Annotated in this window: 23 protein-coding genes; 13 read left to right on the top strand and 10 right to left on the bottom strand. The window is 67.5% G+C overall.

Annotated features, from left to right (window positions below):
- Positions 1 to 12 precede the first annotated feature (12 nt).
- Positions 13 to 1,893, bottom strand: a complete 1,881-nt coding sequence (gene glmS / locus ACJ7Z0_RS20710; protein WP_434791336.1) for a glutamine--fructose-6-phosphate transaminase (isomerizing) — start codon at positions 1,891 to 1,893, stop codon at positions 13 to 15.
- 138 nt (positions 1,894 to 2,031) lie between these two features.
- Between glmS and ACJ7Z0_RS20705 the strand changes: the two genes are divergently transcribed.
- Positions 2,032 to 2,517: an Lrp/AsnC family transcriptional regulator gene (locus ACJ7Z0_RS20705; RefSeq protein WP_434791335.1), complete on the top strand. Its 486-nt coding sequence runs from the start codon at positions 2,032 to 2,034 to the stop codon at positions 2,515 to 2,517.
- A gap of 30 nt (positions 2,518 to 2,547) precedes the next feature.
- Here the strand turns inward: ACJ7Z0_RS20705 and glmU are convergent, their stop codons facing one another.
- Complete coding sequence (glmU, locus tag ACJ7Z0_RS20700; protein ID WP_434791334.1) at positions 2,548 to 3,987, bottom strand: bifunctional UDP-N-acetylglucosamine diphosphorylase/glucosamine-1-phosphate N-acetyltransferase GlmU; 1,440 nt, start codon at positions 3,985 to 3,987, stop codon at positions 2,548 to 2,550.
- A 31-nt stretch (positions 3,988 to 4,018) separates the two neighbouring features.
- On the opposite strand from glmU, the gene ACJ7Z0_RS20695 reads away from it, so the two are divergent.
- Positions 4,019 to 4,864 (top strand): DUF6279 family lipoprotein, encoded by an 846-nt coding sequence (locus ACJ7Z0_RS20695; RefSeq protein ID WP_434791333.1) that lies wholly within the window; start codon positions 4,019 to 4,021, stop codon positions 4,862 to 4,864.
- 19 nt (positions 4,865 to 4,883) lie between these two features.
- Here the strand turns inward: ACJ7Z0_RS20695 and ACJ7Z0_RS20690 are convergent, their stop codons facing one another.
- The gene (locus tag ACJ7Z0_RS20690) at positions 4,884 to 5,585 is read right to left on the bottom strand and encodes a Crp/Fnr family transcriptional regulator (protein WP_434791332.1); all 702 of its coding nucleotides are present in this window, start codon (positions 5,583 to 5,585) and stop codon (positions 4,884 to 4,886) included.
- Between the two features lie 160 nt (positions 5,586 to 5,745).
- On the opposite strand from ACJ7Z0_RS20690, the gene ACJ7Z0_RS20685 reads away from it, so the two are divergent.
- A complete protein-coding gene (locus ACJ7Z0_RS20685) occupies positions 5,746 to 6,150 on the top strand; it encodes a BLUF domain-containing protein (protein ID WP_434791331.1) in 405 nt (134 codons plus the stop codon).
- Between the two features lie 51 nt (positions 6,151 to 6,201).
- Here the strand turns inward: ACJ7Z0_RS20685 and ACJ7Z0_RS20680 are convergent, their stop codons facing one another.
- Positions 6,202 to 6,522 (bottom strand): DUF2917 domain-containing protein, encoded by a 321-nt coding sequence (locus ACJ7Z0_RS20680; RefSeq protein ID WP_434791330.1) that lies wholly within the window; start codon positions 6,520 to 6,522, stop codon positions 6,202 to 6,204.
- Positions 6,523 to 6,688: 166 nt separating this feature from the next.
- Between ACJ7Z0_RS20680 and ACJ7Z0_RS20675 the strand changes: the two genes are divergently transcribed.
- Positions 6,689 to 7,672, top strand: coding sequence for a LysR substrate-binding domain-containing protein (locus ACJ7Z0_RS20675; protein WP_431124659.1), 984 nt, complete (start codon positions 6,689 to 6,691; stop codon positions 7,670 to 7,672).
- A 6-nt stretch (positions 7,673 to 7,678) separates the two neighbouring features.
- Here ACJ7Z0_RS20675 and ACJ7Z0_RS20670 read toward each other — a convergent pair whose 3' ends face one another.
- Positions 7,679 to 8,296: a 5-formyltetrahydrofolate cyclo-ligase gene (locus ACJ7Z0_RS20670; RefSeq protein WP_434791329.1), complete on the bottom strand. Its 618-nt coding sequence runs from the start codon at positions 8,294 to 8,296 to the stop codon at positions 7,679 to 7,681.
- Between the two features lie 36 nt (positions 8,297 to 8,332).
- Here ACJ7Z0_RS20670 and ACJ7Z0_RS20665 point away from each other — a divergent pair, with 36 nt between their 5' ends.
- From ACJ7Z0_RS20665 to otsA, 7 genes are all read left to right on the top strand, one after another.
- The gene (locus tag ACJ7Z0_RS20665) at positions 8,333 to 10,336 is read left to right on the top strand and encodes a lytic transglycosylase domain-containing protein (RefSeq protein WP_434791328.1); all 2,004 of its coding nucleotides are present in this window, start codon (positions 8,333 to 8,335) and stop codon (positions 10,334 to 10,336) included.
- A gap of 1 nt (position 10,337) precedes the next feature.
- Positions 10,338 to 10,895, top strand: a complete 558-nt coding sequence (locus ACJ7Z0_RS20660) for an MgtC/SapB family protein (RefSeq protein WP_434791327.1) — start codon at positions 10,338 to 10,340, stop codon at positions 10,893 to 10,895.
- 124 nt (positions 10,896 to 11,019) lie between these two features.
- On the top strand, positions 11,020 to 11,703 hold the full coding sequence (locus tag ACJ7Z0_RS20655) for a glutathione S-transferase family protein (RefSeq protein ID WP_434791326.1): 684 nt from the start codon (positions 11,020 to 11,022) through the stop codon (positions 11,701 to 11,703).
- 45 nt (positions 11,704 to 11,748) lie between these two features.
- Positions 11,749 to 13,008, top strand: coding sequence for a multifunctional CCA addition/repair protein (locus tag ACJ7Z0_RS20650; RefSeq protein WP_434791325.1), 1,260 nt, complete (start codon positions 11,749 to 11,751; stop codon positions 13,006 to 13,008).
- 104 nt (positions 13,009 to 13,112) lie between these two features.
- A complete protein-coding gene (gene otsB / locus ACJ7Z0_RS20645) occupies positions 13,113 to 13,889 on the top strand; it encodes a trehalose-phosphatase (protein WP_431132321.1) in 777 nt (258 codons plus the stop codon).
- Complete coding sequence (locus tag ACJ7Z0_RS20640; protein WP_434791324.1) at positions 13,886 to 15,811, top strand: glycoside hydrolase family 15 protein; 1,926 nt, start codon at positions 13,886 to 13,888, stop codon at positions 15,809 to 15,811. The genes otsB and ACJ7Z0_RS20640 overlap by 4 nt, the downstream gene beginning before the upstream one ends.
- Positions 15,808 to 17,193 (top strand): alpha,alpha-trehalose-phosphate synthase (UDP-forming), encoded by a 1,386-nt coding sequence (otsA, locus tag ACJ7Z0_RS20635; RefSeq protein WP_093019650.1) that lies wholly within the window; start codon positions 15,808 to 15,810, stop codon positions 17,191 to 17,193. Before ACJ7Z0_RS20640 ends, otsA begins: the two co-directional genes overlap by 4 nt.
- A gap of 23 nt (positions 17,194 to 17,216) precedes the next feature.
- On the opposite strand, the gene ACJ7Z0_RS20630 is transcribed toward otsA, so the two are convergent.
- A complete protein-coding gene (locus tag ACJ7Z0_RS20630) occupies positions 17,217 to 17,558 on the bottom strand; it encodes a hypothetical protein (RefSeq protein WP_431124672.1) in 342 nt (113 codons plus the stop codon).
- A gap of 174 nt (positions 17,559 to 17,732) precedes the next feature.
- Here ACJ7Z0_RS20630 and ACJ7Z0_RS20625 point away from each other — a divergent pair, with 174 nt between their 5' ends.
- A complete protein-coding gene (locus tag ACJ7Z0_RS20625) occupies positions 17,733 to 19,253 on the top strand; it encodes an aminotransferase-like domain-containing protein (protein WP_434791323.1) in 1,521 nt (506 codons plus the stop codon).
- Here ACJ7Z0_RS20625 and ACJ7Z0_RS20620 read toward each other — a convergent pair.
- The 3 genes from ACJ7Z0_RS20620 to hisN are packed head-to-tail and all read right to left on the bottom strand — an operon-like array spanning position 19,226 to position 21,196.
- Positions 19,226 to 20,152 (bottom strand): ROK family protein, encoded by a 927-nt coding sequence (locus ACJ7Z0_RS20620; RefSeq protein WP_434791322.1) that lies wholly within the window; start codon positions 20,150 to 20,152, stop codon positions 19,226 to 19,228. The two genes, ACJ7Z0_RS20625 and ACJ7Z0_RS20620, sit on opposite strands and share 28 nt — an antisense overlap.
- Positions 20,153 to 20,199: 47 nt before the next feature.
- The gene (locus tag ACJ7Z0_RS20615; protein WP_431124678.1) at positions 20,200 to 20,394 is read right to left on the bottom strand and encodes a DUF2905 domain-containing protein; all 195 of its coding nucleotides are present in this window, start codon (positions 20,392 to 20,394) and stop codon (positions 20,200 to 20,202) included.
- Positions 20,395 to 20,413: 19 nt separating this feature from the next.
- Positions 20,414 to 21,196, bottom strand: a complete 783-nt coding sequence (gene hisN / locus ACJ7Z0_RS20610) for a histidinol-phosphatase (RefSeq protein WP_434791321.1) — start codon at positions 21,194 to 21,196, stop codon at positions 20,414 to 20,416.
- 101 nt (positions 21,197 to 21,297) lie between these two features.
- On the opposite strand from hisN, the gene ACJ7Z0_RS20605 reads away from it, so the two are divergent.
- Positions 21,298 to 21,696, top strand: coding sequence for a DUF5329 family protein (locus ACJ7Z0_RS20605; protein WP_434791320.1), 399 nt, complete (start codon positions 21,298 to 21,300; stop codon positions 21,694 to 21,696).
- Between the two features lie 24 nt (positions 21,697 to 21,720).
- Here the strand turns inward: ACJ7Z0_RS20605 and ACJ7Z0_RS20600 are convergent, their stop codons facing one another.
- Positions 21,721 to 22,605: a TauD/TfdA dioxygenase family protein gene (locus ACJ7Z0_RS20600; protein WP_434791319.1), complete on the bottom strand. Its 885-nt coding sequence runs from the start codon at positions 22,603 to 22,605 to the stop codon at positions 21,721 to 21,723.
- Positions 22,606 to 22,636: the final 31 nt, after the last annotated feature.

The following is a 22,636-nucleotide window of genomic DNA, read 5'->3' as shown; positions in this document are numbered from 1 at the left end:
CGCCCCTCGCAATCACTCCACCGTCACGCTCTTCGCAAGATTGCGCGGCTTGTCGACATCGGTTCCGCGCGCGCAGGCCGTGTGATAGGCGAGCAATTGCAGCGGCACCACGTGCAGCAGCGGCGAGAGTGCGCCGTAGTGCTCGGGCATGCGGATCACGTGCAGGCCTTCGCTGCCCTTGATCTTGGTGTCGCCGTCGGCCAGCACATAGAGCACGCCGCCGCGTGCGCGCACTTCCTGCAGGTTGCTCTTGAGCTTTTCAAGCAGCATGTCGTTGGGCGCCACGGCCACCACGGGCATCTCGCTCGTGACCAGTGCGAGCGGGCCGTGCTTGAGTTCGCCGGCGGCGTAGGCCTCGGCGTGGATGTAGGTCACTTCCTTGAGCTTGAGCGCACCTTCGAGCGCAATCGGATAGTGCAGCCCGCGACCGAGGAACAGCGCGTTGTCCTTGCGCGCGAAGTCTTCGGCCCAGCCGATGATCTGCGGCTCCAGAGCGAGCACCGATTGCAGCGCAACGGGCAGGTGGCGCATCTCCTTCAGGTAGCGCGCCTCGTCGGCTTCGCTCAGGCGGCCTTTGCTCTGTGCAATCGCCAGGGTGAGCAGAAAGAGGCCGGCCAGCTGCGTGGTGAATGCCTTGGTCGACGCCACGCCAATTTCCACGCCGGCACGCGTGATGTAGGCGAGCTTGCACTCGCGCACCATCGCGCTGGTGGCCACGTTGCAGATGGTGAGCGTCTGCTCCATGCCGAGCGAGCGCGCATGCTTGAGCGCGGCCAGCGTGTCGGCGGTTTCGCCAGACTGGCTGATGGTGACCACCAGCGTCTTGGGGTCAGGCACTGAATCGCGATAGCGGTATTCGCTCGCGATCTCGACTTGCGTCGAGATCTTCGCGATGCCTTCGAGCCAGTACTTGGCGGTGCAGCCGCTGTAGTAGCTGGTGCCGCAGGCGAGGATGAGGATCTTGTCGATGTCATTGAAGACTCGGTATGCACTGGCACCGGTGGCGCCGTCCTGCCCGATGCCGTCGAACAGCTCGGGCACGATACCGGCCACGCCTTCGAGCGTGTCGCCGATGGCGCGCGGCTGCTCGAAGATTTCCTTCTGCATGTAGTGGCGGTACGGGCCGAGCTCGGCCGCGCCGCTGTGCGCCTGCACGGTGCGCACCTGGCGCTCGACGGGCTTGTGGTCGCGGTCGACGATCCAGTATTTGCCGGGCTGCACGTCCACCACGTCGCCTTCTTCGAGGTACACGATCTGGTCGGTCACACCGGCCAACGCCATGGCATCGCTCGCGAGAAAGTTCTCGCCGCCCTCCTTGCCCGCTCCCAGGATGAGCGGCGAACCCGCACGCGCACCAACCACGCGCTGCGGCTCGTCGCGGCAGATCACGGCAATGGCGTAGGCGCCGTGCAGCTGCAGCACCGCGGCCTTCACAGCCTCGAACAGGTCGCCGTCGTAGAGGCTGTCGACCAGGTCAGCGATGACTTCGGTGTCGGTCTGGCTCTCGAACACGTAGCCCTTGGCTTCGAGCGCCGCGCGCAGCACTTCGTGGTTCTCGATGATGCCGTTGTGCACCAGCGCGATACGGCCGGGCCGCGTGCCCTGCGCGTCGGTGCCGGGGCCGTGGCTGAAATGCGGGTGCGCGTTGTGCACGGCAGGCGCGCCGTGCGTCGCCCATCGCGTGTGGGCGATGCCGGTCAGGCCTTCGACATGGTCTTCGCGCACCTGGGTGACGAGATCCGCCACGCGCGAGGTGGTTCGCGCCCGCGCCAGGCCGCCCGCATGAACCGCCACGCCGCAGGAGTCATAGCCGCGGTATTCGAGCCGCTGGAGGCCCTGGACGAGGACCGGAACGATGTTGCGATGGGACGCTGCGCCGACGATGCCGCACATGGTGAGCTGCCTTTGAATGAAGAGGAGGCCTGATGGTAGAGAGCAGCGTGAAAAATATGCGCTCGCAATTTCATTGATTTTGAATTTTTATTTCACCCGTCCATCTTCCCGGTTTTTTATTCCATAATTTGTTCATTTATGGAATCAATTTCCCTCGATGCAATAGATCTCCGCCTGCTCGACGCCTTGCAGCAGGACGCCTCGCAGACCAATCAGCGTCTGGCCGCCGAGGTCGGCATTTCGCCGCCCACCTGCCTGCGCCGCGTTCAGCGGCTGCGGCAAGAGGGGCTCATTGAGCGCCAGATTGCACTGCTCTCACCCGATCGGCTGGCCGCGGTGCTGGGCCACGGGCTGCAGGCGGTGATCGAGATTTCGTTGGACCGGCAGGACGCGGCGGCGCTCGACGCCTTCGAGGCGCGCGTGATCGCGGACGACGCCGTGCAGCAGTGCTGGCGCGTCTCGCCGGGACCGGATTTCGTGCTGGTGGTGGCCGCCCGCGACATGCCGGGCTACGGCGCGCTGGCGCAGCGGCTCTTTACCGCCGATGCCAACGTGCGCAACGTGAAGGCTTTTTTCAGCCTCAAGCGCGCGAAGTTCGAACCCAAGGTGCCGCTCGCGCCCTGAGCGCGCAGCTTGTTCGCTTGCTGCAGGCGATCAGGCCTTGGGCGTCTTCTGCGGGCGTTTCCAGTTCGGAAAGCTCACCTGCTTGCCGCGCGCCACGGTGAGCGCACCGGGCTCGGTCGACTTGTTGACCGTGGAGCCGCCGCCAATGGTGCCGCCCGCGCCGATGGTGACGGGCGCCACGAGCACGCAGTTGCTGCCCACGTGCACGTCGTCCTCGATGACGGTGCGGTGCTTGTTGGCACCGTCGTAGTTGGCGGTGATGCTGCCCGCGCCGTAGTTGACGCGCTGGCCCACGCTGGCGTCGCCCAGATAGGCCAGGTGATTGGCCTTGGCGCCGTCGGCCAGGGTCGAGTTCTTGACCTCGACGAAGTTGCCGATGTGCACCTCGGCACCCAGTTGGGCGCCGGGCCGCAGCCGGGCGAAGGGGCCGACGAGCGACCTTTCGCCCACGGTCACGCCGGCCTTTTCGCCGTCGATGTGGGTGAAGGGATGGATCACCGCGCCCGCTTCGATGCGTGCATTGGCAATCACGCAGTTGGCGCCGATGCGCGCGCCTTCGCCCAGGTACACCGAGCCCTCGAACACGCAGTTGACGTCGATCTCGACATCGGCCTCGCAGGCCAGTGTGCCGCGCACGTCGAAGCGCGCCGGGTCGGCGAGCCGCACGCCTTGCGCCATCAGCGCATCGGCCTGGCGCAGCTGCCACGCCCGCTCGAGCGCCGCCAGCTGCGCGGGGCTGTTGATGCCCGCAACCTGGAGCGCATCGCCGATGACGTGCGCAACCACCGGCACGCCGTCGGCAGCGGCCAGCTTGACGATGTCGGTGAGGTAGTACTCGCCCTGCGCGTTGCGGTTGTCCAGCCGCGAGAGCCAGCCCTTGAGGAGGCCCGCGGGCACGGCCATCACGCCGCTGTAGATCTCGCGGATCTGGCGCTCTGCCTCGGTGGCGTCTTTCTGCTCGACGATGGCCGTGACTTCGCCGGCGCCCTGCCCGTCCTGCCCTTCGGCCCGGACGATGCGCCCGTAGCCCGTGGGATCGTCGAACTCGATGGTCAGGAGCGCGAGCCGCTCGCCCGCGCTGGCGGCGATCAGCGCGCGCAGCGTTTCCTCGCCGATCAGGGGCACGTCGCCCGACAACACCAGCACCGTGCCGTCGTCGGGCAGGAGCGGAACCGCCTGCTGCACCGCATGGCCGGTGCCAAGCTGCGGCTCCTGCCGGGCAAACTGCAAGCCGGCGCCCACGGCGCTGGCGGACATGGCGGCCTCGACCTCGGCTGCGCCATGGCCGGTCACCACCACCACATGGCGGGCGCCGATGCGGGCGGCAGTGTCGGTCACGTGCGCAAGGAGTGCACGCCCGGCCAAACGATGCAACACTTTAGGCAGCCTGCTCTTCATGCGCGTGCCTTTGCCGGCCGCCATGATGACGACGTCGATGGGTCCCTGGTTGTCCTGCGGAATCTGATTCATGCTTCTTTCTACCCGAATGAGTGGCGCCAACTTGGCGCGAATTATCGGTGTGCTGCTGGTGGCCGCCGTGCTCGGGGCGTGCAGTGCGGTCAAGCTGGCCTACAACAATCTTCCCGAGGTGAGCTATTGGTGGCTCGATGCCTACCTCGACTTCGACGGTTCGCAGACGCCCAAGGTGCGCGACGAACTCGCGCAACTGTGGGCCTGGCACCGGCAGAACGAGCTCCCCCGCGTGGTCGGCCTGCTGCAGGAAGCGCAAGCAATGGCGCCGGGCGACGTGACGGCGGCACAGGCCTGCCGCATGGCGGACCAGATCCGCGAGCGCCTGCTGGCGGTGACCGAGCGCGCGGAGCCCGCGGGCACCGAGCTGGCCCTGAGCCTGACCGAGGCCCAACTGTTGCAGCTGGAACGCAAGTACGCCAAGAACAACGCCGAATACCGCAAGAATTGGCTCAACCGCAGCGTGGCCGAGGTCCACGAGAAACGCTATGAGAAATATCTCGATCGCCTGGAAGATTTCTATGGCCGGCTGACCCCGGAGCAGCGCGACCTGGTGCGGCGTCAGGTGGCGCAATCGGCGTTCGACCCGCGGCTGATCGATGCCGGGCGCCGCAGGCGGCAGCAGGAGGCGCTGGAACTGCTGCGCGGCTTCAATGCCACCAAGCCCCCCGCGGCTGAAGCGCGTGCCGCCATCCGTGCCTACGTGATGCGCATGGCCGACCCGCCGCCAGGACCCCAGCAGGGCCTGCTGCAGGAAGGCTGCCGCAACCTGGCCGCCCTGCACAACACCACCAGCGCCAGCCAGCGCGAACGGGCGGTGCGGCGGCTGCAGGCCTACCAGGACGATTTGCAGCAGCTGGCGATGGCCGCGCGATGAATGCGAAGCCGCCGCGCTGCTAGATCAGCGGCGTCGGGCGCATGGGCCGCTCGAAGTAGTCGCCAAGCGCTTCGAGTGCGCGGGGCTCCAGTATGCGCAGCCATCCCGCATCGAGCTTGTAGAGCCCGAGGTTCTGCAGCCGGCGCAGCGTCTTGTTGGTGTGCACCAGCGAGAGCCCCAATGCATCGGCCAGGTGCTGCTGGTTGAACGGAAACTCGACCCAGCCGTCGCGCTCCATGCCCACGCGCTGGGCCCGGCGGTACAGGTGCATCAACAGCATGGCGACGCGCTCGCTTGCGTTGCGCCGGCCGGCGGTGACCAGGTTGTCGTCGACCAGCTTTTCCTCACGCGCGGCGAGCCAGGTGATGGCGTAGCCCAGCCTGGGCTGCGCATGGAACAGCTCCCAGAGCTTGTCGCGCGAAAACGCGCAGAGCGTGGTGTCGGTCACGGCCTCCACGCCGTGCGTCTGGCCGTCGGCAAACTCGTCCTGCAGGCCGATGAAATCGCCGGGCAGCAAGAAGTTGAGAATCTGGCGACGTCCGTCGCCCAGCGTCTTGTAGCGAAACGCCCATCCCGCATAGAGCGTGAACAACTGGGCGCTCGGCCGATGCTCTTCGATGATCGCGCCGCCGGCCGGAACACGGCGGGAGCCGATGCGAAACGACTCGATGGTCTTCAGTTCTTCCGCCGAGGCCGGCAAGAAGGCTTCGAGTTGGCGCAAGGCACAGTCGTCGCAGGGATTCGGGCCCTGGGGCGGCGACGCTGTAGGCAGATAGTCCTCGAATTTCACGCACCACTATAGGCTTTTCGGCTGTGTCTTTTTACATTTCGCACGGGACCGGAGGTTCATACACTTCGCACGTTTTCCGCTCTCGACCGCAATGACAGAAGAAGCAACTCTCCACGAAGTCTTTTATTGCAGCATGCTCACGCAGGACCTGCCGCCGGCCACGGTCGGCTCGATCGTGACCCAGGCCCGCGCCCGCAACGCCCAGCACAGCATCACCGGCCTGCTCGTTTTCGACGGCATGCGCTTCTGCCAGCACCTGGAAGGACCGCAGGGCGCGGTGGAAACCTTGATGCACCGCATCGCGCAAGATCCCAGGCACACCGGCGTCAGGGTGGTCTACCGCGGCCCGCTGGCCGCCCGCCGCTACACCGGCTTCGGCATGGGCCTGGCCGAAAGCGAGGGCCCCGACCTCATGGCGGGCGTCCATGCGCTGGAGGGCGAAGCCGCGCTCAAGCACTTCCTGGCGCTGCGGTCCAGCTTCGACATCAGCGTCTGAAAACAAAAAAGGCGGCCGAAGCCGCCTTTCCGTCTGTGGGAAACCTGGCACTCAGGCCGGATCCCACGAGTAGGTGGCGCCGTAGCCGTCCCACGCTTCCATGACGATGCGCTGGCCGGCGGCCACGGTCATCGACTCACCCGGTGCCAGCGCCAGGTCTTCGCTGGGGGCGGCCGAGGTGGCGTCCGGCGTGATCCAGACGCGGCCCTGCTTGACGCGCAGCAGGCTGGCCGACCGCGCCTTCAGGCTCATCGCCTCGCCGGGCGCAATCTGCCAGGCACCGCGGCGCACGGCCGGCGGAACGGCGGTAGCGGTACGGGCGGCGGGCGCCAGGGTGGCGAGCGATTGGTTGGTGCAGACAGCGGTAGACATATGAAACTCCTTGGCGTTGCCGAATTGCGATGGCACAGACGGAGGCAATAGCGCAGTTCGGGAATGAATGATCGTTTTTGTGCCGTTGGCAGTCCAATGAAAACGAGGTAGCCTACTGATTCCGAATTCGCATCAATCGAAACCGAGGCCGCCGCCGCCGTCATCCATGCAGCATTCCCAGACCCACCTGCGCTCCCGGCCCATCTCGGCCGGCCACCTGCGCGCCTTCGAGGCCGTCGCCCGGCATCTCAACTTCCGGGCCGCCGCCGAAGAAATGGCGCTCACGCAGTCGGCCGTGAGCCGCCAGATCCAGTCGCTCGAGGAAGAAGTGGGCGTGTCGCTGTTCCTGCGCCACACACGGGCGGTGGAACTCACGAGCGCGGGCGCGCAGTTGCTGCTGGCGGTGCAGCAGTCGCTGCCGCGCATCGATACGGCCGTGCGCCAGATCCGCCAGAGCGCCGGGCGCAAGAGCGTGTCGCTCACCACCTTTGCATCTTTTGCATCGATGTGGCTCATTCCGCGGCTCGAGGCCTTCCAGCGCGACAACCCGGAGATCGACATCCGCATCGACGCCAGCGACGTGGCGGTCGACTTGGACGTGGCCGACGTCGACATTGCCCTGCGCTACGGCCCGCGCGAAGCCATGCCGGCCACGGCGGTGCGCCTGTTCGGCGAAACCCTCACGCCGGTGGCGAGCCCCTGGCTCTTGAAAAGCAGCCCGCCCATCAAGACGCCCGCCGACATCGCCGGCTTCACGCTGATCGAGGCCGGCGATGCGCACCGCACGCACCTCGAATGGCTGACCTGGCGGCGCTGGTTCGAAGTCAATGGCCTGGAACGGGCGCAGCCCAAGCGCTGGCTCTATTTCAACTATGCCTACCAGATGGTTCAGGCCGCGCTCACGGGCCAGGGCGTGACGCTCGCGCGCAGTTCACTCATTGCCGAAAGCCTGGCCAACGGCGACCTGGTGGAGGTGCTGCCGCAGCACCGCATGGATTCGCCGATGGGCTACTGGCTCATCGCCGGGCCGCGCAATGCGCTGCGGCCGGAGATCAAGGCCTTCTGGGACTGGCTGCAGACCCAGGCCGTCACCACGCGCGAGACCATCGGCGAGGTGCCCGACCCGGATACGGTCGACAACATCGACTGAAATCGGTCAGGACGTCGGCCAGACCACGCCGTTGTCGTTCAGGATGGCGTCGAGCGGCAGGTCGTGCGCCTCGGGCTCGAAGTCTTCGAGAAAGCCGTTGGTGAATCCCAGCCCCACGGTGAAGGGGCGCGGCTCCAGCGCGGCCAGCGTGCGATCGTAGAAGCCGCCACCGTAGCCCAGCCGGTAGCCGCCCGCGCTGTAGCCCACGCAGGGCACGAACAGCAGCGTGGGCACGATCAGCTCCGTGTCCTTGGGCTTGGGAATGCCGTAGGCGTCTTCCTCCATCTGGCACCCCGGGTACCAGGCATGGAAGGTCAGCGTCTTGTGCACCTTGTTCATCACCGGCAGCCCGATGCGGCGGCGCTGCGGTTCGTCGATGAGCTCGCCGTCTTCTTTCCAGCGGTGCAGGGCGGGCAACGGATCGAACTCGCCCTTGATCGGCCAGTAGGCGCCGATCACGGTGTCGGGCCGGCCGACCAGCCAGATCCGCATCACCCGCTGCAGCAGGTCGGCCCTGGCGAGCCGGTCGGGCATGGCCAGGCGCTGCTCGATCAGCGCTTTTCGCACCTGACCCTTGAGAAAACTCGTGGTCGCCGAGGTGTCGGCATCCTTTGACTTGTCCATAATCCCCCGATGCAGTTCCCAAGCATTTTGGCACCCATGCGCCGTCGCCCGCGCAATGCAGCGCCCGCGCTGGTTTTTTCCGCCGTTCTGGCCGCCGCCGCGCTGCTTTCGCAGCAGCCCGCGGCAGCACAAACCAACAGCAACGACGACGTGCTGGTCCAGATGAAGCAGGCGTTCCAGCGCGGCGACAAGGCACGCCTGGCCGCCTTGCTGCCGCAGGCGCGCGGCCATGCGCTCGAACCCTGGGCCGCCTACTGGGAGCTCAAGGCCCGCCTGCAGGAGGCCGCGCCCAACGAGGTGCAGGACTTCTTCGCCCGCTACCCCGGCACCTACCAGGAAGACCGGCTGCGCAACGACTGGCTGCTGCTGCTGGGCCAGCGCCGCGACTGGGACGGTTTCTCATCCGCCGTGGCCGGCTTCCGCATGGGCGACGACGCGCAGGTGCGCTGCTACGCCATCCTGGTCGAATCCCTGCGCTCCGGCAATGCCACGCAAGCCCAGGCCGACGAAGTGCGCCGCAGCTGGTTCAGCCAGAAAGAGGCGGACGACGGCTGCCTGACCGCCGCCGACCGCATGGTCGCAGCCCGGCTGATGTCGCCCAACGACGCGTGGAAAAAAGCACGCCTGGCCATGGAGGCCAATCGCCCGCAGGCCGCGCGCGGTGCCGTGACCATTGCCGCGCCCGATGCGCTGCCTCTGTTCGAAGAGCTCAATGCCAGCGCGGCCAAGTTCCTGACCGGCCGCGCCTTCGTGGCCGCCAAGTCGCGCAAGGAACTGGTGGTGCTGGCGCTCATCAAGATCGCCATGGCCGACCCGGACCAGGCCGCCTCCCAAGTCGACGCCAAGTGGGGGCCGATGCTGTCGGCCGAAGAGCGCAACTGGCTCTGGGGCGCCATCGGCCGCCAGGCTGCCGGCAAGCTCTCGCCGCTGGCCGGCAGCTACTTTGCCAACGTCACGAAGAACGGCGACCTGTCCGACGACATGCTCGGCTGGCGCGTGCGTGCCGCGCTGCGCGCCGGCCAATGGAAGGAAGTGGCGCCCGCCATCAATGCGATGAGCGAAACCGCCCAGCAAGAGCCGACCTGGGTCTACTGGAAGGCCCGCGCACTCAGCGCCGCCGGCGGCGACGACCGCCGCGCGCAGGCACGCGAGCTCTACCAGACCATTGCCGGCACGCGCGGCTTCTATGAAATGCTGGCGCTCGAAGAGCTCGGCCAACGCATCGTGGTGCCCACCCGGCCGGCACCGCTCACGCCCGAAGAGAAAGGCGCCGCGCGCAGCAACATCGCGCTCAACCGCGCGCTCTATGCCATTGCCATCGGCCTGCGCCCCGAGGGCACGCGCGAATGGAACTACGCCACCAACCTGCACGACAAGGGCGGCATGGACGACCGCGCGCTGCTGGCCGCGGCCGACTTCGCCTGCCAGCGCGAGGTGTGGGACCGCTGCATCAACACCAGCGAACGCACCAAGGGCACGATCGACGTGGAGCAGCGCTTCCCTATGCCGTTCCATGACACGGTGCTGCGCAAGAGCCAGGACATCGGGCTCGACCCGGCCTACGTCTACGGGCTGATCCGCCAGGAAAGCCGTTTCATCATGGATGCGCGCTCGGGCGTGGGGGCCTCGGGCCTGATGCAGGTGATGCCGGCCACCGCGCGCTGGACCGCGCGCAAGATCGGCATGAACGACTTCACGCCGGGGCAGATCAACGACCGCGAGACCAACATCACCATCGGCACCAACTACCTGAAGCTCGCGCTCGACGACTTCGACGGTTCCATGGCGCTGGCTGCCGCCGCATACAACGCCGGCCCGGGCCGGCCGCGCAACTGGCGCAACGGCCCGGTGATGGAAGCCGCGATCTGGGCCGAGAACGTGCCCTTCAACGAGACGCGCGACTACGTGAAGAAGGTGCTGGCCAACACCACCAACTACGCGGCGCTGATCAGCGGACGCCCGCAGTCGCTGAAAGAACGCCTTGGCCGGGTCGGCCCGCGCGACGCCTCGGAGCCGGAACCCAACAAGGACCTCCCCTGAGATGAGCTGGGCCCGCGAGGTACTCGACACCGTTGCGGCCGAGTTCTCGGACGTGGGCGACGTCGCCCAGCTCACGCGCATCGTCGTTCGCCTGATGCTGGCGGCGGTGCTCGGCTTCATGCTGGGCTTCGAGCGCGAGCAGCACGGCAAGGCGGCGGGCGTGCGCACCCACATGCTGGTGGCCATCGGCTCGGCGTTGTTCGTGCTGATTCCGCAGCAGACCGGCATCGTGCCGGCCGACATGAGCCGGGTGATCCAGGGCCTGGTGGCGGGCGTGGGCTTTCTTTGCGCAGGCACCATCCTCAAGCAAGGCCGGGACGAACACCAGGTGCAAGGCCTCACCACCGCCGCCGGGCTGTGGATGACGGCCGCCATCGGCATGGCCTGCGGGCTCGGCCGCGAGGTGACCGCGGTGTTGAGCGCGCTGCTGGCGCTGGCCGTGCTTTCGCTGGTGCCGCGCCTGGTGAGCCTGATCGAGCGCATGGTCGGGCCGCCCCGCGGCAACGGCAATGGCAAACCCCGTGTGATCGCCTCGCCTGAAGACCAGCCGCCGCGCTGAAGAAGAGAAAGAGAGAAAGCGGCGCACGGCATGCATCAATTCGCCCGCGCTTCGGCATCAATCCGCACGCACGGCCCGGCTAGCATTGAAGGCTTTCTCCTTATCTGAACCGCAGGATCACACGATGCGCAAGCTCTACGTCGGCAACAAGAACTACTCTTCCTGGTCCATGCGGCCCTGGGTGCTCATGAAGCAGGCCGGCATTCCGTTCGAAGAAGTGAAGGTGCGCTTCGACTCGTTCGACGCCAATTCGCAGTTCAAGAACACCATCGGCGCCCTCAATCCCGTGGCGAAGGTGCCGGTGCTGGTCGACGGCGACCTCGTGGTGTGGGACACGCTGGCCATTGCCGAATACCTGGCCGAGACCTTTCCGGAAAAGCAGCTCTGGCCCCGCGCCATGGCCGACCGGGCCCGCGCGCGCAGCATCTGCGCCGAAATGCATTCGGGCTTCGGCAGCCTTCGCAGCCTGTGCGTCATGAACATCGAGGCCTCGCTGACCGACGTCGGCGCCCGGCTGCTGAAGGACAACCCCGGCCTGCAAGGCGACGTCGACCGCATCGTGCAGATGTGGACCGGCCTGCTCGACGCCCATGGCGGCCCGATGCTGTTCGGCGAATTTGGCATTGCCGACGCCTACTTCGCGCCGGTCGGCACGCGCATCAAGACCTATGGGCTGCCGGTGCCGGCCGCCGTCTCGGCCTACATCGAGCGGGTGCAGGCCCTGCCCGGCATCAAGGCATGGATCGACGACGCCCTGGCCGAGAAGGACTTCCTGCAGTTCGAGGAGCCCTACCGCACCGCCCGCTAATGCGCGTCGGGTTCAGGGGAGCCTGAGTATCCCTACACTGGGCGCATGAAAACCTATCTCGTCGGCGGTGCGCTGCGCGACCGGCTGCTCGGGCGGCCGGTGTCGGACCACGACTGGCTGGTGGTGGGCGCCACGCCCGAAGAAATGGTCTCGCGCGGCTACCTGCCCGTGGGGCGCGACTTTCCGGTGTTCTTGCATCCGCGCACGCGCGAGGAATACGCCCTGGCCCGCACCGAGCGCAAGAGCGCTCCCGGCTACCGGGGCTTCACCGTCCACGCCTCGCCCGACGTCACCCTGGAACAAGACCTGGCGCGGCGCGACCTCACGGTCAACGCCATTGCGATGCCTGCGGAGTTCGTGCAGGCCGATGGCAGTTTCGAGCCCGACCCCGGCAAGCTGGCCGACCCTTTCCATGGCCGGCGCGACCTGCAGCAAAGGCTGCTGCGGCATGTCACCGATGCGTTTCGCGAAGACCCGGTGCGCATCTTGCGGGTGGCCCGCTTTGCGGCACGCTTCGACGATTTCTCGGTCGCGCCCGAAACCATGGCCTTGATGCGCGAGATGGTCGAGGCCGGCGAAACCGATGCGCTGGTGGCCGAGCGCGTGTGGCAGGAACTGGCGCGCGGTCTGATGGAAACCCGCCCGTCGCGCATGTTCGAGGTGCTGCGTGCCTGCGGCGCGCTGGCCGTGCTGCTGCCCGAGGTCGACCGGCTCTGGGGCGTGCCGCAGGCCGCGGAGCATCATCCCGAGGTCGACACCGGCGTGCACCTGATGATGGTCGTCGACACCGGCGCCCGGCTCGAGGCGCCGCTGCCGGTGCGTTTCGCCTGCCTGATGCACGACCTTGGCAAGGGCACGACGAATCCCGAGGAGCTGCCGCGCCATGCCGGCCACGAGAAACGCAGCGTCGATCTGCTGCACGCGGTGTGCGATCGCTGGCGCGTGCCGGTCGACGTCCGCGAACTGGCCGAGGTGGTGGCGCGCGAGCACGGCAACATCCATGGCAGCGGCGAGCTCGAGGCGCCGGAGCTGGTGCGCCTGCTGGAGCGTTGCGACGCCTTCCGCAAGCCGGCGCGCTTTGCCGACGTGCTCCTGGCTTGCGAGTGCGACTCGCGCGGCCGGCTCGGATTCGAAGACCAGCCCTATCCGCAGCGCGAGCGACTGCTTGCGGTGCTCTCCGCGGCCGCCGGCGTGGCCACCGACGCGGTGGCTCGGGCGGCGCAGCAGTCGGGCGCCACCGGGCCGCAGATCGGCGAGGCGATCCATCGCGCCCGGGTCGAGGCCGTGGCGGCGTCGCTGGGCTGAAGCCCGGTTCGAATGCGCCGGCGCCCTGTCGCCGTCCCAACGCGCGCGGGACTTTGGCCGACACGGCAAATGCCAGGCCCGTGTTATGGTTTTCACCGATGCCAATGCCCTCTCAGACGCCTCCCCCGCTGGGCCGAGACACCGCCCTCTTTCTCGACTTCGACGGCACGCTGGTCGCGCTCGCGCCCACCCCGGAAGCCATCGAGGTCCCCCCTGCGCTGGTGGCACTGCTGCAAGACCTGCGCGACCAGCTCGGCGGTGCCCTGGCCGTGGTGTCGGGACGCCAGATCGACGCCATCGACCGTTTTCTTGCGCCGCTGCGGCTGCCGGCGGCCGGCGAGCACGGCGTGCAGCGCCGCGACTCGCAGGGCCGCATGCAGGAACAGCACGCGCCCGACCTCGTGCCCATTCTCGACATCGCCAACGAGCTGGCGCGCGTGCACGAAGGCCTCTTGGTCGAGCGCAAGCACGCGGCCATCGCGCTGCACTACCGGCTGGCGCCGCAGTTGGAGGCCGTGTGCAGGGACGCCATGTCGCGCGCCATCGCGGGCCGGCCGTATCTCGAGCTGATGCACGGCAAGTTCGTGTTCGAGGTCAAGCCCACGGGCGTCAACAAGGGGATTGCCATCGAGGCCTTCATGAACGAGGCTCCGTTCGCGGGGCGCGTGCCGGTCTTTGCGGGCGACGACACCACCGACGAGAGCGGTTTCGCGGTCGTGCAGCCGCGCGGCGGCGTCGGCATCAAGGTCGGTTCGGGCCCGAGCCTGGCACTGCACCGGCTGGAGTCGCCCCGCGCCGTCTACGAATGGCTGGTGCAGATGCGCGACCTGCTGGCCGCACCGAAAAAGAAGAAAGACGAGTCCCCAAGGAACCCTGAATGAGCGAGATGCAATTGTCGAAGGCACCCGAAGATCGCGCAGGCGCTTCCCTTTCCGGCGCAGCCAGGCCCGCCGAGACGGCGCCCGTCGACCCGCATGCCGCGGTGCAGGCCGTGCCGCGCGGCGGCTTCGGGCCGTCGGCCGAGCCTTCGCTCAACGTGGGCGTGATCGGAAACTGCGCCTACAGTGCGCTCATCGACGCCCGCGGGCGCGCCGTGTGGTGCTGCCTGCCGCGCTTCGACGGCGATCCGGTGTTCAACGCCCTGCTGCACCCCGGCGAAGATGCCGCCGCCTGGGCCATCGAGATCGAGGACTTCGCCTCCAGCAAGCAGTGGTACGAGCCCAATACGGCGGTGCTGCGCACGCAGCTTTACGACAGCGCCGGCCAGGGCATCGAGATCACCGACTTTGCGCCGCGCTTCTACAGCCGCTCGCGCTACTTCCGGCCGCTGATGATGGTGCGCCGCGTGCGGCCGATTGCCGGCGCGCCGCGCATCCGCGTGGCGCTCGACCCGCGCTTCCAGTGGGGTGCCACGGCACCGCTGGAGGTGACGCGCGGCAGCAACCACATCCGCTACGTGGGGCCCGACGTGACGCTGCGGCTCAACACCGACGCCTCGATCTCGCACATTCTTTCGCGCCAGCCTTTCGTGATCTCGCGCGAATACAACTTCATGTTCGGCGTCGACGAAACCCTGCTCGACGGCATTGCCGACACCGCGCGCACCTTCGAGCAGGAAACCATCGCCTACTGGCGCACCTGGAGCAAGCGCCTGGCCATTCCGTTCGAATACCAGGACGCGGTGATCCGCGCGGCCATCACGCTCAAGCTCTCGCTCTATGAAGACACCGGCGCCATCGTCGCCGCCATGACCACCAGCATTCCCGAGGCGCCGGGCAGCCAGCGCAACTGGGACTACCGCTACTGCTGGCTGCGCGATGCCTTCTTCGTGGTGCGCGCGCTCAACTCGCTGAGCGAGGTGGGCACCATGGAAGACTACCTGCGCTGGCTCGGCAACGTGGTGATCGGTTCGCACGGCGAGCACATCCAGCCGCTCTACGGCATCGGGCTGGAGCGCGAGCTGCCCGAGTCGATGGTGGGAGGCCTGCAGGGCTACCGCGGCATGGGTCCGGTGCGCGTGGGCAACCAGGCGCAGGAGCACTTTCAGCACGACGTCTACGGCAACATCGTGCTCGGTGCGGCGCAGGCCTTTCACGACCACCGCCTGCTCGCCCGCGCGGGCGTGGCGGAGTTTCCGCATCTGGAAGCCGTGGGCGAACAGGCGATCCGCGTATACGGCACGCCCGATGCCGGCATGTGGGAGCTGCGCACGCGTGCCCGCGTGCACACCAGTTCGGCACTGATGAGCTGGGCCGCCTGCGACCGGCTCGCCAAAATCGCACGTGCGCTGGAATTGCCCGAGCGCGCCGCCTACTGGCACGGCCATGCCGCACGCATGAAGGAAGAAATCCTCGCCAAGTCATGGTGCGAAGAGCGCCAGGCCTTTGCCGAAAGCTTTGGCGGCCACGAACTCGATGCCAGCATCCTGCTGATGGTGGAGGTGGGCCTGATCGACGCGCGCGACCCGCGCTTCATTTCCACCGTCGACGCCATGGAAAAGTCGCTCTGCGACGGCCCCTACATGCGCCGCTACGAAGCGGCCGACGACTTCGGCAAGCCCGAGACGGCCTTCAACATCTGCACCTTCTGGCGCATCGACGCACTGGCCAAGATCGGCCGCAAGGCCGAGGCCCGCCAGATCTTCGAGACCATGCTCGCGGCGCGCAACCCGCTCGGCCTGCTCTCTGAAGACACGCACCCGGTCACGGGTGAGATGTGGGGCAACTTTCCGCAGACCTATTCGATGGTCGGCATCATCAATGCGGCCGTGCGGCTGTCGGCTCCCTGGGACTCCTGCATATGAGCCGCTTGGTTGTGGTTTCGAACCGCGTGGCGGATCCACGCAAGCCGGCCGCGGGCGGCCTGGCCGTTGCGCTCGGCGAAAGCCTGCAGCAAAGCGGCGGCCTGTGGTTCGGCTGGAGCGGCCAGATCGTCGAGGACGGCCCCACGGGCGAAGGCGAGCTGCACGTGCTGCAGGCCGGCAAGGTCACCCTGGCCACCATCGACCTGAGCCGCGAGGACCACGACAGCTACTACCTGGGCTACAGCAACGACGTGCTGTGGCCGGTGTTCCACAACCGACTCGACCTCGCCCATTTCGATGCCGGCTTCATCGGCGGCTACCGGCGCGTGAACCAGCTGTTCGCGCGCAAGCTGATGCCGCTCCTGAAGGACGACGACATCATCTGGATCCACGACTACCACCTGATGCCGCTCGCGGCCGAGTTGCGCGCCATGGGCTGCAGGCAGCGCATCGGCTTCTTCCTGCACATTCCGCTGCCGCCGCAGATCATCATCGCGGCCGTTCCGCAGCATGAATGGCTCATGCGCTCGCTGTTCTCCTACGACCTGATCGGCTTCCAGGCGCAGCAGGACGTGCAGCATTTCGAGCACTACGTGCGCAACGAGGCGCATGGCGAATACCTGGGCGACGAGATGTACCGCGCCTACGGACAGACGGTGCGCTGCAGTACCTTTCCCATCGGCATCGACGTCGACGAGTTCGCGGCGCTCACGCACGCGAAAGAGTCGCGCGACATGTTCGAGACCATGAAGCGCGAATATTCGCAGCGCCGGTTGCTGCTGGGCATCGACCGGCTCGACTACTCCAAGGGCATTCCGCAGCGGGTGCGGGCTTTTCGCGAACTGCTGGCCAACTACCCCGAGAACCGGCGCAGCGCCACGCTGATCCAGATTGCGTCCCCCACGCGCGAAACGGTCGATGCCTACGGCGACATCCGGCGCGAGCTCGAGTCGCTGTGCGGCGCCATCAATGGCGACTACGGCGAGCTCGACTGGATGCCGGTGCGCTACATCCACCGCATGGTGGCGCGCAAGCGCGTGCCGGGGCTGTGCCGCGCGGCGGCGGTCGGCCTGGTGACGCCGCTGCGCGACGGCATGAACCTCGTCGCCAAGGAATACATCGCGGCGCAAGACCCGGCCGACCCGGGCGTGCTGGTGCTGTCGCGCTTTGCCGGCGCGGCGGAGCAGCTGAAGGAGGCGCTGCTGGTGAATCCGTACGACACGCACGGCACGGCCGAAACCGTGCAGCAGGCGCTGCAGATGCCGCTGGAAGAGCGGCGCGAGCGGCACCAGAAGCTCTTGTCGCGCATTCGCGAGCAGGACATCCATTGGTGGCGGCGCACCTTTCTCGAAGCGCTGCGACACGCCGCGAGCCAGCGCTAGCCAGACAGAACGCGGCAGCCCGTTCAGGTGCCGGTCAAGAGCCGCACCAGACGCATCACGGGCCGGGTCTCGGCAGGCCGGGCCGCCGGTGCCGGCGCCTGTTGCGGCGCATGAACCCGCAGCCGCACCGGCGTGAGCGCCGACAGCTCGATCCAGCCGCCGCGTTCCAGGCGATGCACGTCGCCTTCGGCCAGCGCGGTCTTCACGGTGAACACGGTGTCGCCGAACCATGAAGGCGGCGACACGAGCTGGGCGCTGCCCTCCAGCATCTCGAGCCAGGTGGCGGGATCGAGCGAGGTGCGCAAGGCCTGGCCCGGTTGCAGGGAGACCGTATCGGGCAGTCGGTCGAGAGTGAGGGGGGACATGGACGCACCTTCCGGAGTTGATGCGGTCATCGTAGGAATTCGGGCGCTCAAAAAACAGGCACACGGCAAGGCGATTCGCACCGGAACAGTGGCGGGCACGGCGCATCTGTTATGGTCGTTTTCCTTTGCAACTGCATCTGTTTTCCGATGCGCGATAGAGGGAGCATCGACGCCATGGACTCGCTACCGCTCTACCGCCAGCTCGCCGCGCACTACGTGGACGCGATCCACACCGGCTCGCTCAAGCAAGGCGACAAGCTGCCTTCGCTGCGCAGCCTCATGCGCCTGCACGACATCAGCCTTTCGACCGCGCTGCAGCTGTGCCGCACGATGGAGAGCGACGGATGGGTCGAGGCGCGGGACCGCTCGGGGTACTTCGTGCGCCGGCCGCGGCGGCTGGCCATTGCGCCGATGGAGGAGCCCGCAGCCGGCGTGCCGCCGGATCCGGCGCAGTACGTGGGCATCCACGCCAAGGTGTCGGACTTCGTGGCGCGCCGGCGGCAGATTGCCGAAAAGCTCAATCTCTCGATCGCGCGCGGCGCGCCGGAGCTTTACCCCGCCGAGGCGCTGCGCAATGCGATGACGCGCATGCTGCGCCAGCAGCCCGAGATGCTGACAGTCGCGTCGCCGCTGAAAGGCCATCGCCAGTTCCGCGAGGTGCTCGCGCAGCGCAGCCTGCGCGTGGGCATGGCGATCTCGCCGGACGACATCCTGGTCACCAACGGCTGCATCGAGGCGCTCAACCTCGCGCTGCGCGCCGTGGCGCAGCCGGGCGACACGGTGGCGGTGGAGTCGCCCACCTTCTATGGCCTTTTGCAGGTGCTCGAAAGCCTCGGCATGCGCGCGCTGGAGATCCCGACCAGCCCGCAGACCGGCCTGTCGATCGAGGCGCTGGAGCTTGCGATCAGCGCCTACGACAACATCAAGGCCGTGGTGGTGGTGCCGCACCTGCAGAACCCGCTGGGCAGCGTCATGCCCGACGCCCACAAGGCCCGGCTGGCGCAACTGTGCGAGCGGCATGCCATTCCGTTGATCGAGGACGACACCTACAGCGAACTGGTCGACGCCCCAACGCCGCCGCGCGCGCTCAAGTCGTGGGACACCAGCGGCAACGTGATCCATTGCGCCTCGCTGCACAAGATTCTTGCGCCCGGCCTGCGGCTGGGCTGGATCACGGCCGGACGCTGGCAGGCGCGGGTGGAGATGCTCAAGTTTGCGCAGACGCGCAACAACGAAGGGCTCTCGCAAGGCGCGGCGGGTCTTTTCATGGGCACCGGCGCCTACGACCGCCATCTGCGCCATCTGCGCGGCTGCCTCAAGACGCAGCGCGAGCAGACCGCCGATGCAATTGCCAGCTACTTTCCCGCCGGCACGCGCATCAACCTGCCGCCCGGCGGACTGCAACTGTGGGTCGAGCTGCCTGAGCGGCTTTCATCTTCGAGGGTCTTCGATGCAGCGCTGGTCGAGCGCATCGTGGTGGCGCCCGGCACGCTGTTCTCCAACTCGTCGCGCTTCGACCACTACCTGCGCATCAATTGCGGCTGGCCTTACGGTGAAGCCGTCGACACCGGCCTGCGCCGGCTGGGCCAGATCATCGAGACGCTGAGCCGCGGCGGCACCGGCGCAGGGACGGCACCGTCCCCCTCACCGCCCGAAGCACGCAGGCTTCAGTCGAGCAGCGCAAGAGCGGCGTAGTCGCCGACCTTTTCGCCGAGCCCGGCGGGCACCAGCATCACGCCGCGCGTGAGCGGCAGCAGCTTGCCGTCGACCTGCGCCTGCAGCCGCGGCAGCAGAAAGTCCCGGTGGTGCCAGAACACGCTGCCGCCCAGGCTGATGCGCTGGAGATCGAGCGTGGCCACCAGGTTGTAGATCATCCGGCCCATGACACGGCACAAGGCATCGACGATCTCGACGGCGTGGGCTTCTCCGCCCGACGCGGCCGCGAACAGCTCGGGCGCCGGCTGCCCCAGGCGCCGCGCAATGGAATTGCCCGCCACCAGTGCCTCCACGTCGCCGAGGTTGCCGCAACCGCAGAGCGCACCACTGGCGTCGTCCGCCACGAAACTGTGGCCTGCATGCCCCGCGTTGCCGTTCTTGCCGCGCAGCGCACGGCCATCGACGCACAGGCCCACGCCCACGCCGGTGCTCCAGGTGACGTAGGCGCAGTGGTCCAGCCCTTGCAGAGCGCCCCACTGGCGCTCGGCCTCGAGCGCCGCCACCGCGTCGTTCTCGACCCGCACGCTGCCGAAGCGCCGGGCCAGCGGTGCTTCGATGATTGCCGTCATCCAGTTGTTGGGCAGGCCGCGCGCCGGGCCCGCAATGCCGCCGCAGATGTTCGGCGTGGCGAGTTCCACCAGGCCGTCACGCAGCTCGAAGGGCCCGGTCGACGACACGCCCACGCGATCGATCGAGGCGGCATCGACGCCGTGTTCGGCGCAGGCTTCCTCGATCATCCGGATGATCTGCACGGCGACGGCATCGTTGTCGCCGGTCTTGGCGGTCGGCTCGCTGCGGCGGCCAAGCAGCGGCGCATCGCTCGAGGGGGAAAGGCTCACGGCCACCTTGGTGCCGCCGATGTCGACGCAGACTCTCATTGCGTGGTTCTTCTCTTTTCGGACGTTGGGTTCATCGGTTGCGCTAGCTAAATGAAGCGCGCCACCAGCGCCGCGATCATGCTGAGCACCAGGGTGCTCGAGATCGGCAGCTGCCAGTCTCGGCCGAAGGCGTGAAATTCGAAATCCCCGGGCAGCCGCCCAAAGCCGAACCGGCGCAGCCAGGCGGTGAGGCCGCTCATGAGCACCAGGGCAAGGACGACGACGATCAGCCAGCGGATCATGGAAACAGTCTAGGCCGATTCAAGCCTGCGCCGCGAGGATGGCCATCGCCTGCGCGTGGAGTTCGGGCGTGGCGGCGGCAATCACGCGGCCGTCGGATTCGAGCCCCAGCGGCTGGCCATGCCAGTCGGTGATGACGCCGCCCGCGGCCTCGATCAGGCCCGCGGGGCCGAGGTAGTCGTAGGGCTGCAGGCCGGTTTCCACCACCAGATCGATGGTGCCTCCGGCCAGCTGGGCGTAGCCATAGCAGTCGCCGCCGAAGCGCCGCATCGCGCACTGCCGGCTGAGCCGGTCGAAGGCCTGCCAATCGTCCGGCGCGAAGATGTCGGGCGAGGTGGTGACGATGCGCGCCTTGGCTACCTCGGTGCAGCTGCTTGCGCGCACCGGCTGGCCGTCGCGCGTGGCGCCCTTGCCGGCCTGGCCGATCCAGCGCTCTTTCAGTACCGGCATGTCGACCATGCCAAGCACCACGCGCTCGCCTTGCAGCACGCCGATCAGCGTGCCCCACAGCGGTGATCCGGTGATGAAGCTGCGCGTGCCGTCGATCGGATCGAGCACCCAGACGCGCTCGGCGTCGAGCCGCTCGAGGCCGTGCTCCTCGCCGAAGATGCCATCGGCCGCGGCACGCTCGGCCAGGATCTCGCGCATGGCCGTTTCGGCGGCGCGGTCGGCCAGGGTCACGGGGCTCGCATCGGCCTTGGTGACGATGTCGAGCGGCGTGCGGAAGTAATGCATCGATTGCGCGGCGGCCGCGTCGGCCAGCGCATTGGCAATCGACAGGAGATCGGGGGTCGGGGGGCTCATTGAGAAGTCACGCGTGCCAAAAACTGCAATTAGACCCGAGGCGGGCCGGTTTGACATGCCAGGGGCCCTGGACCTAGCATGGGCCGAACTCCCGCTTATCCATGCCGTCCTCATTCCGACTTTTTCGCACCGCCCTGTTCGCAATTTTGCTCGCGGCGGTGGCCGCGCTGGCGCAGGCCACCCCTTCCGCATCGGAGCAGAAGCTCATCGACACGCTGATCCTGCGCGTTTCGAACATGAAGACGATGACCTTCATGCGCAATGGCGACGAGCACAACGCCGCCGACGCCGCGAAGCACATGCAAGCCAAGTTCGACCACTTCAAAGACGAGATCGTCACCGCGGAAGACTTCATCGACCGCTGCGCGTCGCGCTCCGAGATAACCGGCAAGCCCTACCAGGTGAAGATGCCGAACGGTGCGGTGAGGGACGCCAAAGAATTCCTCACCGCTGAGCTGCGCACGCTGCGCAAGGGCGGTGGCAAGCCTGCCGCCAGCTGAAAACGATCGGGCCGGCGTCCCTTTTCAGAACGGCGTGTCGCCAGCGATGGTGGTGCGGTTCAGCCGGCGGCGCAGGTGGTCGGGCGTGCCGGCCGCCAGGTGCATCAGCGAGCGGTTGTCCCAGAACACCAGGTCGTGCGGCGCCCACCGGTGCCGGTACACGAACTCGGGCTTCACGCTGTGCGCGAACAGCTCGGCCAGCAGCGCGTCGCTCTCCTCTTGCGGCAGGCCGACGATGCCCGTCGTGAAATGCTCGCTGACGAACAGCGCTTTTCGGCCCGTCTCGGGATGGGTGCGCACCACCGGCTGCACGGCGGGCGTGACCTGGTCGACCTGCGCCTGCGAGAGCTTCGGCCGCCACGGGTTCTTGGCGCGCAGCTCTTCATACTTGGCAAGGTAGCTGTGCTCGGCCTGGAGCGGCAGGATGCGTTGCTGCAGATCCGGGCCGAGCGCTTCCCAGGCGAGGTGCTGATCGGCGAAGAGCGTGTCGCCGCCCTCGCTCGGCAGCTCCTGCGCATGCAGCAGGGAGCCGAGGCTCGGTTGGGGCTTGTAGGAGAGGTCGGAGTGCCAATAGGCACCCGCGTCACCGAGGCCGACGGGCTCGCCGTTTTCCTTGATGTTGGAGACGATCAGGATCTCGGGATGGTTCTTCAGATGGAACTGGTGCAGCACGTGGATTTCGAGCGGGCCGAAGCGACTGCTGAAATCGATGTGCTCGGCGGGGGTGATCTGCTGATTGCGGAATACCAGGACGTGGTGGTCGAGGTGAGCGCGATGGATCCGGGCGAAATCTTCGTCGTTGATGGGCTTGGAGATGTCCAGGCCTAGGATTTCTGCGCCTACGGGGGCGGGGAAGGGGCGCACTTCGAAGTGCTGCGGAGGGGCTTCGGTCTTTGAAGAAGCGGTCATTCCGCCAATGTAGGTTTCGCGGGGCGTTTGA

Origin of the sequence: Variovorax palleresanus (genome assembly GCF_051144945.1) — a bacterium.
GTDB lineage: Bacteria > Pseudomonadota > Gammaproteobacteria > Burkholderiales > Burkholderiaceae_C > Variovorax > Variovorax paradoxus_S.
This window is presented reverse-complemented; position numbering and strand designations above follow the sequence as displayed.

Excerpts from the sequence above, each read along its gene's own strand:
- hisN (WP_434791321.1), bottom strand. The coding sequence starts at position 21,196 with ATGAGCCCCCCGACCCCCGATCTCCTGTCGATTGCCAATGCGCTGGCC.
- ACJ7Z0_RS20605 (WP_434791320.1), top strand. The coding sequence starts at position 21,298 with ATGCCGTCCTCATTCCGACTTTTTCGCACCGCCCTGTTCGCAATTTTG.
- ACJ7Z0_RS20655 (WP_434791326.1), top strand. The coding sequence starts at position 11,020 with ATGCGCAAGCTCTACGTCGGCAACAAGAACTACTCTTCCTGGTCCATG.
- ACJ7Z0_RS20625 (WP_434791323.1), top strand. The coding sequence starts at position 17,733 with ATGGACTCGCTACCGCTCTACCGCCAGCTCGCCGCGCACTACGTGGAC.
- ACJ7Z0_RS20640 (WP_434791324.1), top strand. The coding sequence starts at position 13,886 with ATGAGCGAGATGCAATTGTCGAAGGCACCCGAAGATCGCGCAGGCGCT.
- ACJ7Z0_RS20630 (WP_431124672.1), bottom strand. The coding sequence starts at position 17,558 with ATGTCCCCCCTCACTCTCGACCGACTGCCCGATACGGTCTCCCTGCAA.
- ACJ7Z0_RS20680 (WP_434791330.1), bottom strand. The coding sequence starts at position 6,522 with ATGTCTACCGCTGTCTGCACCAACCAATCGCTCGCCACCCTGGCGCCC.
- ACJ7Z0_RS20685 (WP_434791331.1), top strand. The coding sequence starts at position 5,746 with ATGACAGAAGAAGCAACTCTCCACGAAGTCTTTTATTGCAGCATGCTC.
- ACJ7Z0_RS20665 (WP_434791328.1), top strand. The coding sequence starts at position 8,333 with ATGCGCCGTCGCCCGCGCAATGCAGCGCCCGCGCTGGTTTTTTCCGCC.
- ACJ7Z0_RS20650 (WP_434791325.1), top strand. The coding sequence starts at position 11,749 with ATGAAAACCTATCTCGTCGGCGGTGCGCTGCGCGACCGGCTGCTCGGG.
- ACJ7Z0_RS20670 (WP_434791329.1), bottom strand. The coding sequence starts at position 8,296 with ATGGACAAGTCAAAGGATGCCGACACCTCGGCGACCACGAGTTTTCTC.
- otsB (WP_431132321.1), top strand. The coding sequence starts at position 13,113 with ATGCCCTCTCAGACGCCTCCCCCGCTGGGCCGAGACACCGCCCTCTTT.
- ACJ7Z0_RS20620 (WP_434791322.1), bottom strand. The coding sequence starts at position 20,152 with ATGAGAGTCTGCGTCGACATCGGCGGCACCAAGGTGGCCGTGAGCCTT.
- otsA (WP_093019650.1), top strand. The coding sequence starts at position 15,808 with ATGAGCCGCTTGGTTGTGGTTTCGAACCGCGTGGCGGATCCACGCAAG.
- ACJ7Z0_RS20675 (WP_431124659.1), top strand. The coding sequence starts at position 6,689 with ATGCAGCATTCCCAGACCCACCTGCGCTCCCGGCCCATCTCGGCCGGC.
- ACJ7Z0_RS20705 (WP_434791335.1), top strand. The coding sequence starts at position 2,032 with ATGGAATCAATTTCCCTCGATGCAATAGATCTCCGCCTGCTCGACGCC.
- ACJ7Z0_RS20615 (WP_431124678.1), bottom strand. The coding sequence starts at position 20,394 with ATGATCCGCTGGCTGATCGTCGTCGTCCTTGCCCTGGTGCTCATGAGC.
- glmU (WP_434791334.1), bottom strand. The coding sequence starts at position 3,987 with ATGAATCAGATTCCGCAGGACAACCAGGGACCCATCGACGTCGTCATC.
- ACJ7Z0_RS20600 (WP_434791319.1), bottom strand. The coding sequence starts at position 22,605 with ATGACCGCTTCTTCAAAGACCGAAGCCCCTCCGCAGCACTTCGAAGTG.
- ACJ7Z0_RS20660 (WP_434791327.1), top strand. The coding sequence starts at position 10,338 with ATGAGCTGGGCCCGCGAGGTACTCGACACCGTTGCGGCCGAGTTCTCG.
- glmS (WP_434791336.1), bottom strand. The coding sequence starts at position 1,893 with ATGTGCGGCATCGTCGGCGCAGCGTCCCATCGCAACATCGTTCCGGTC.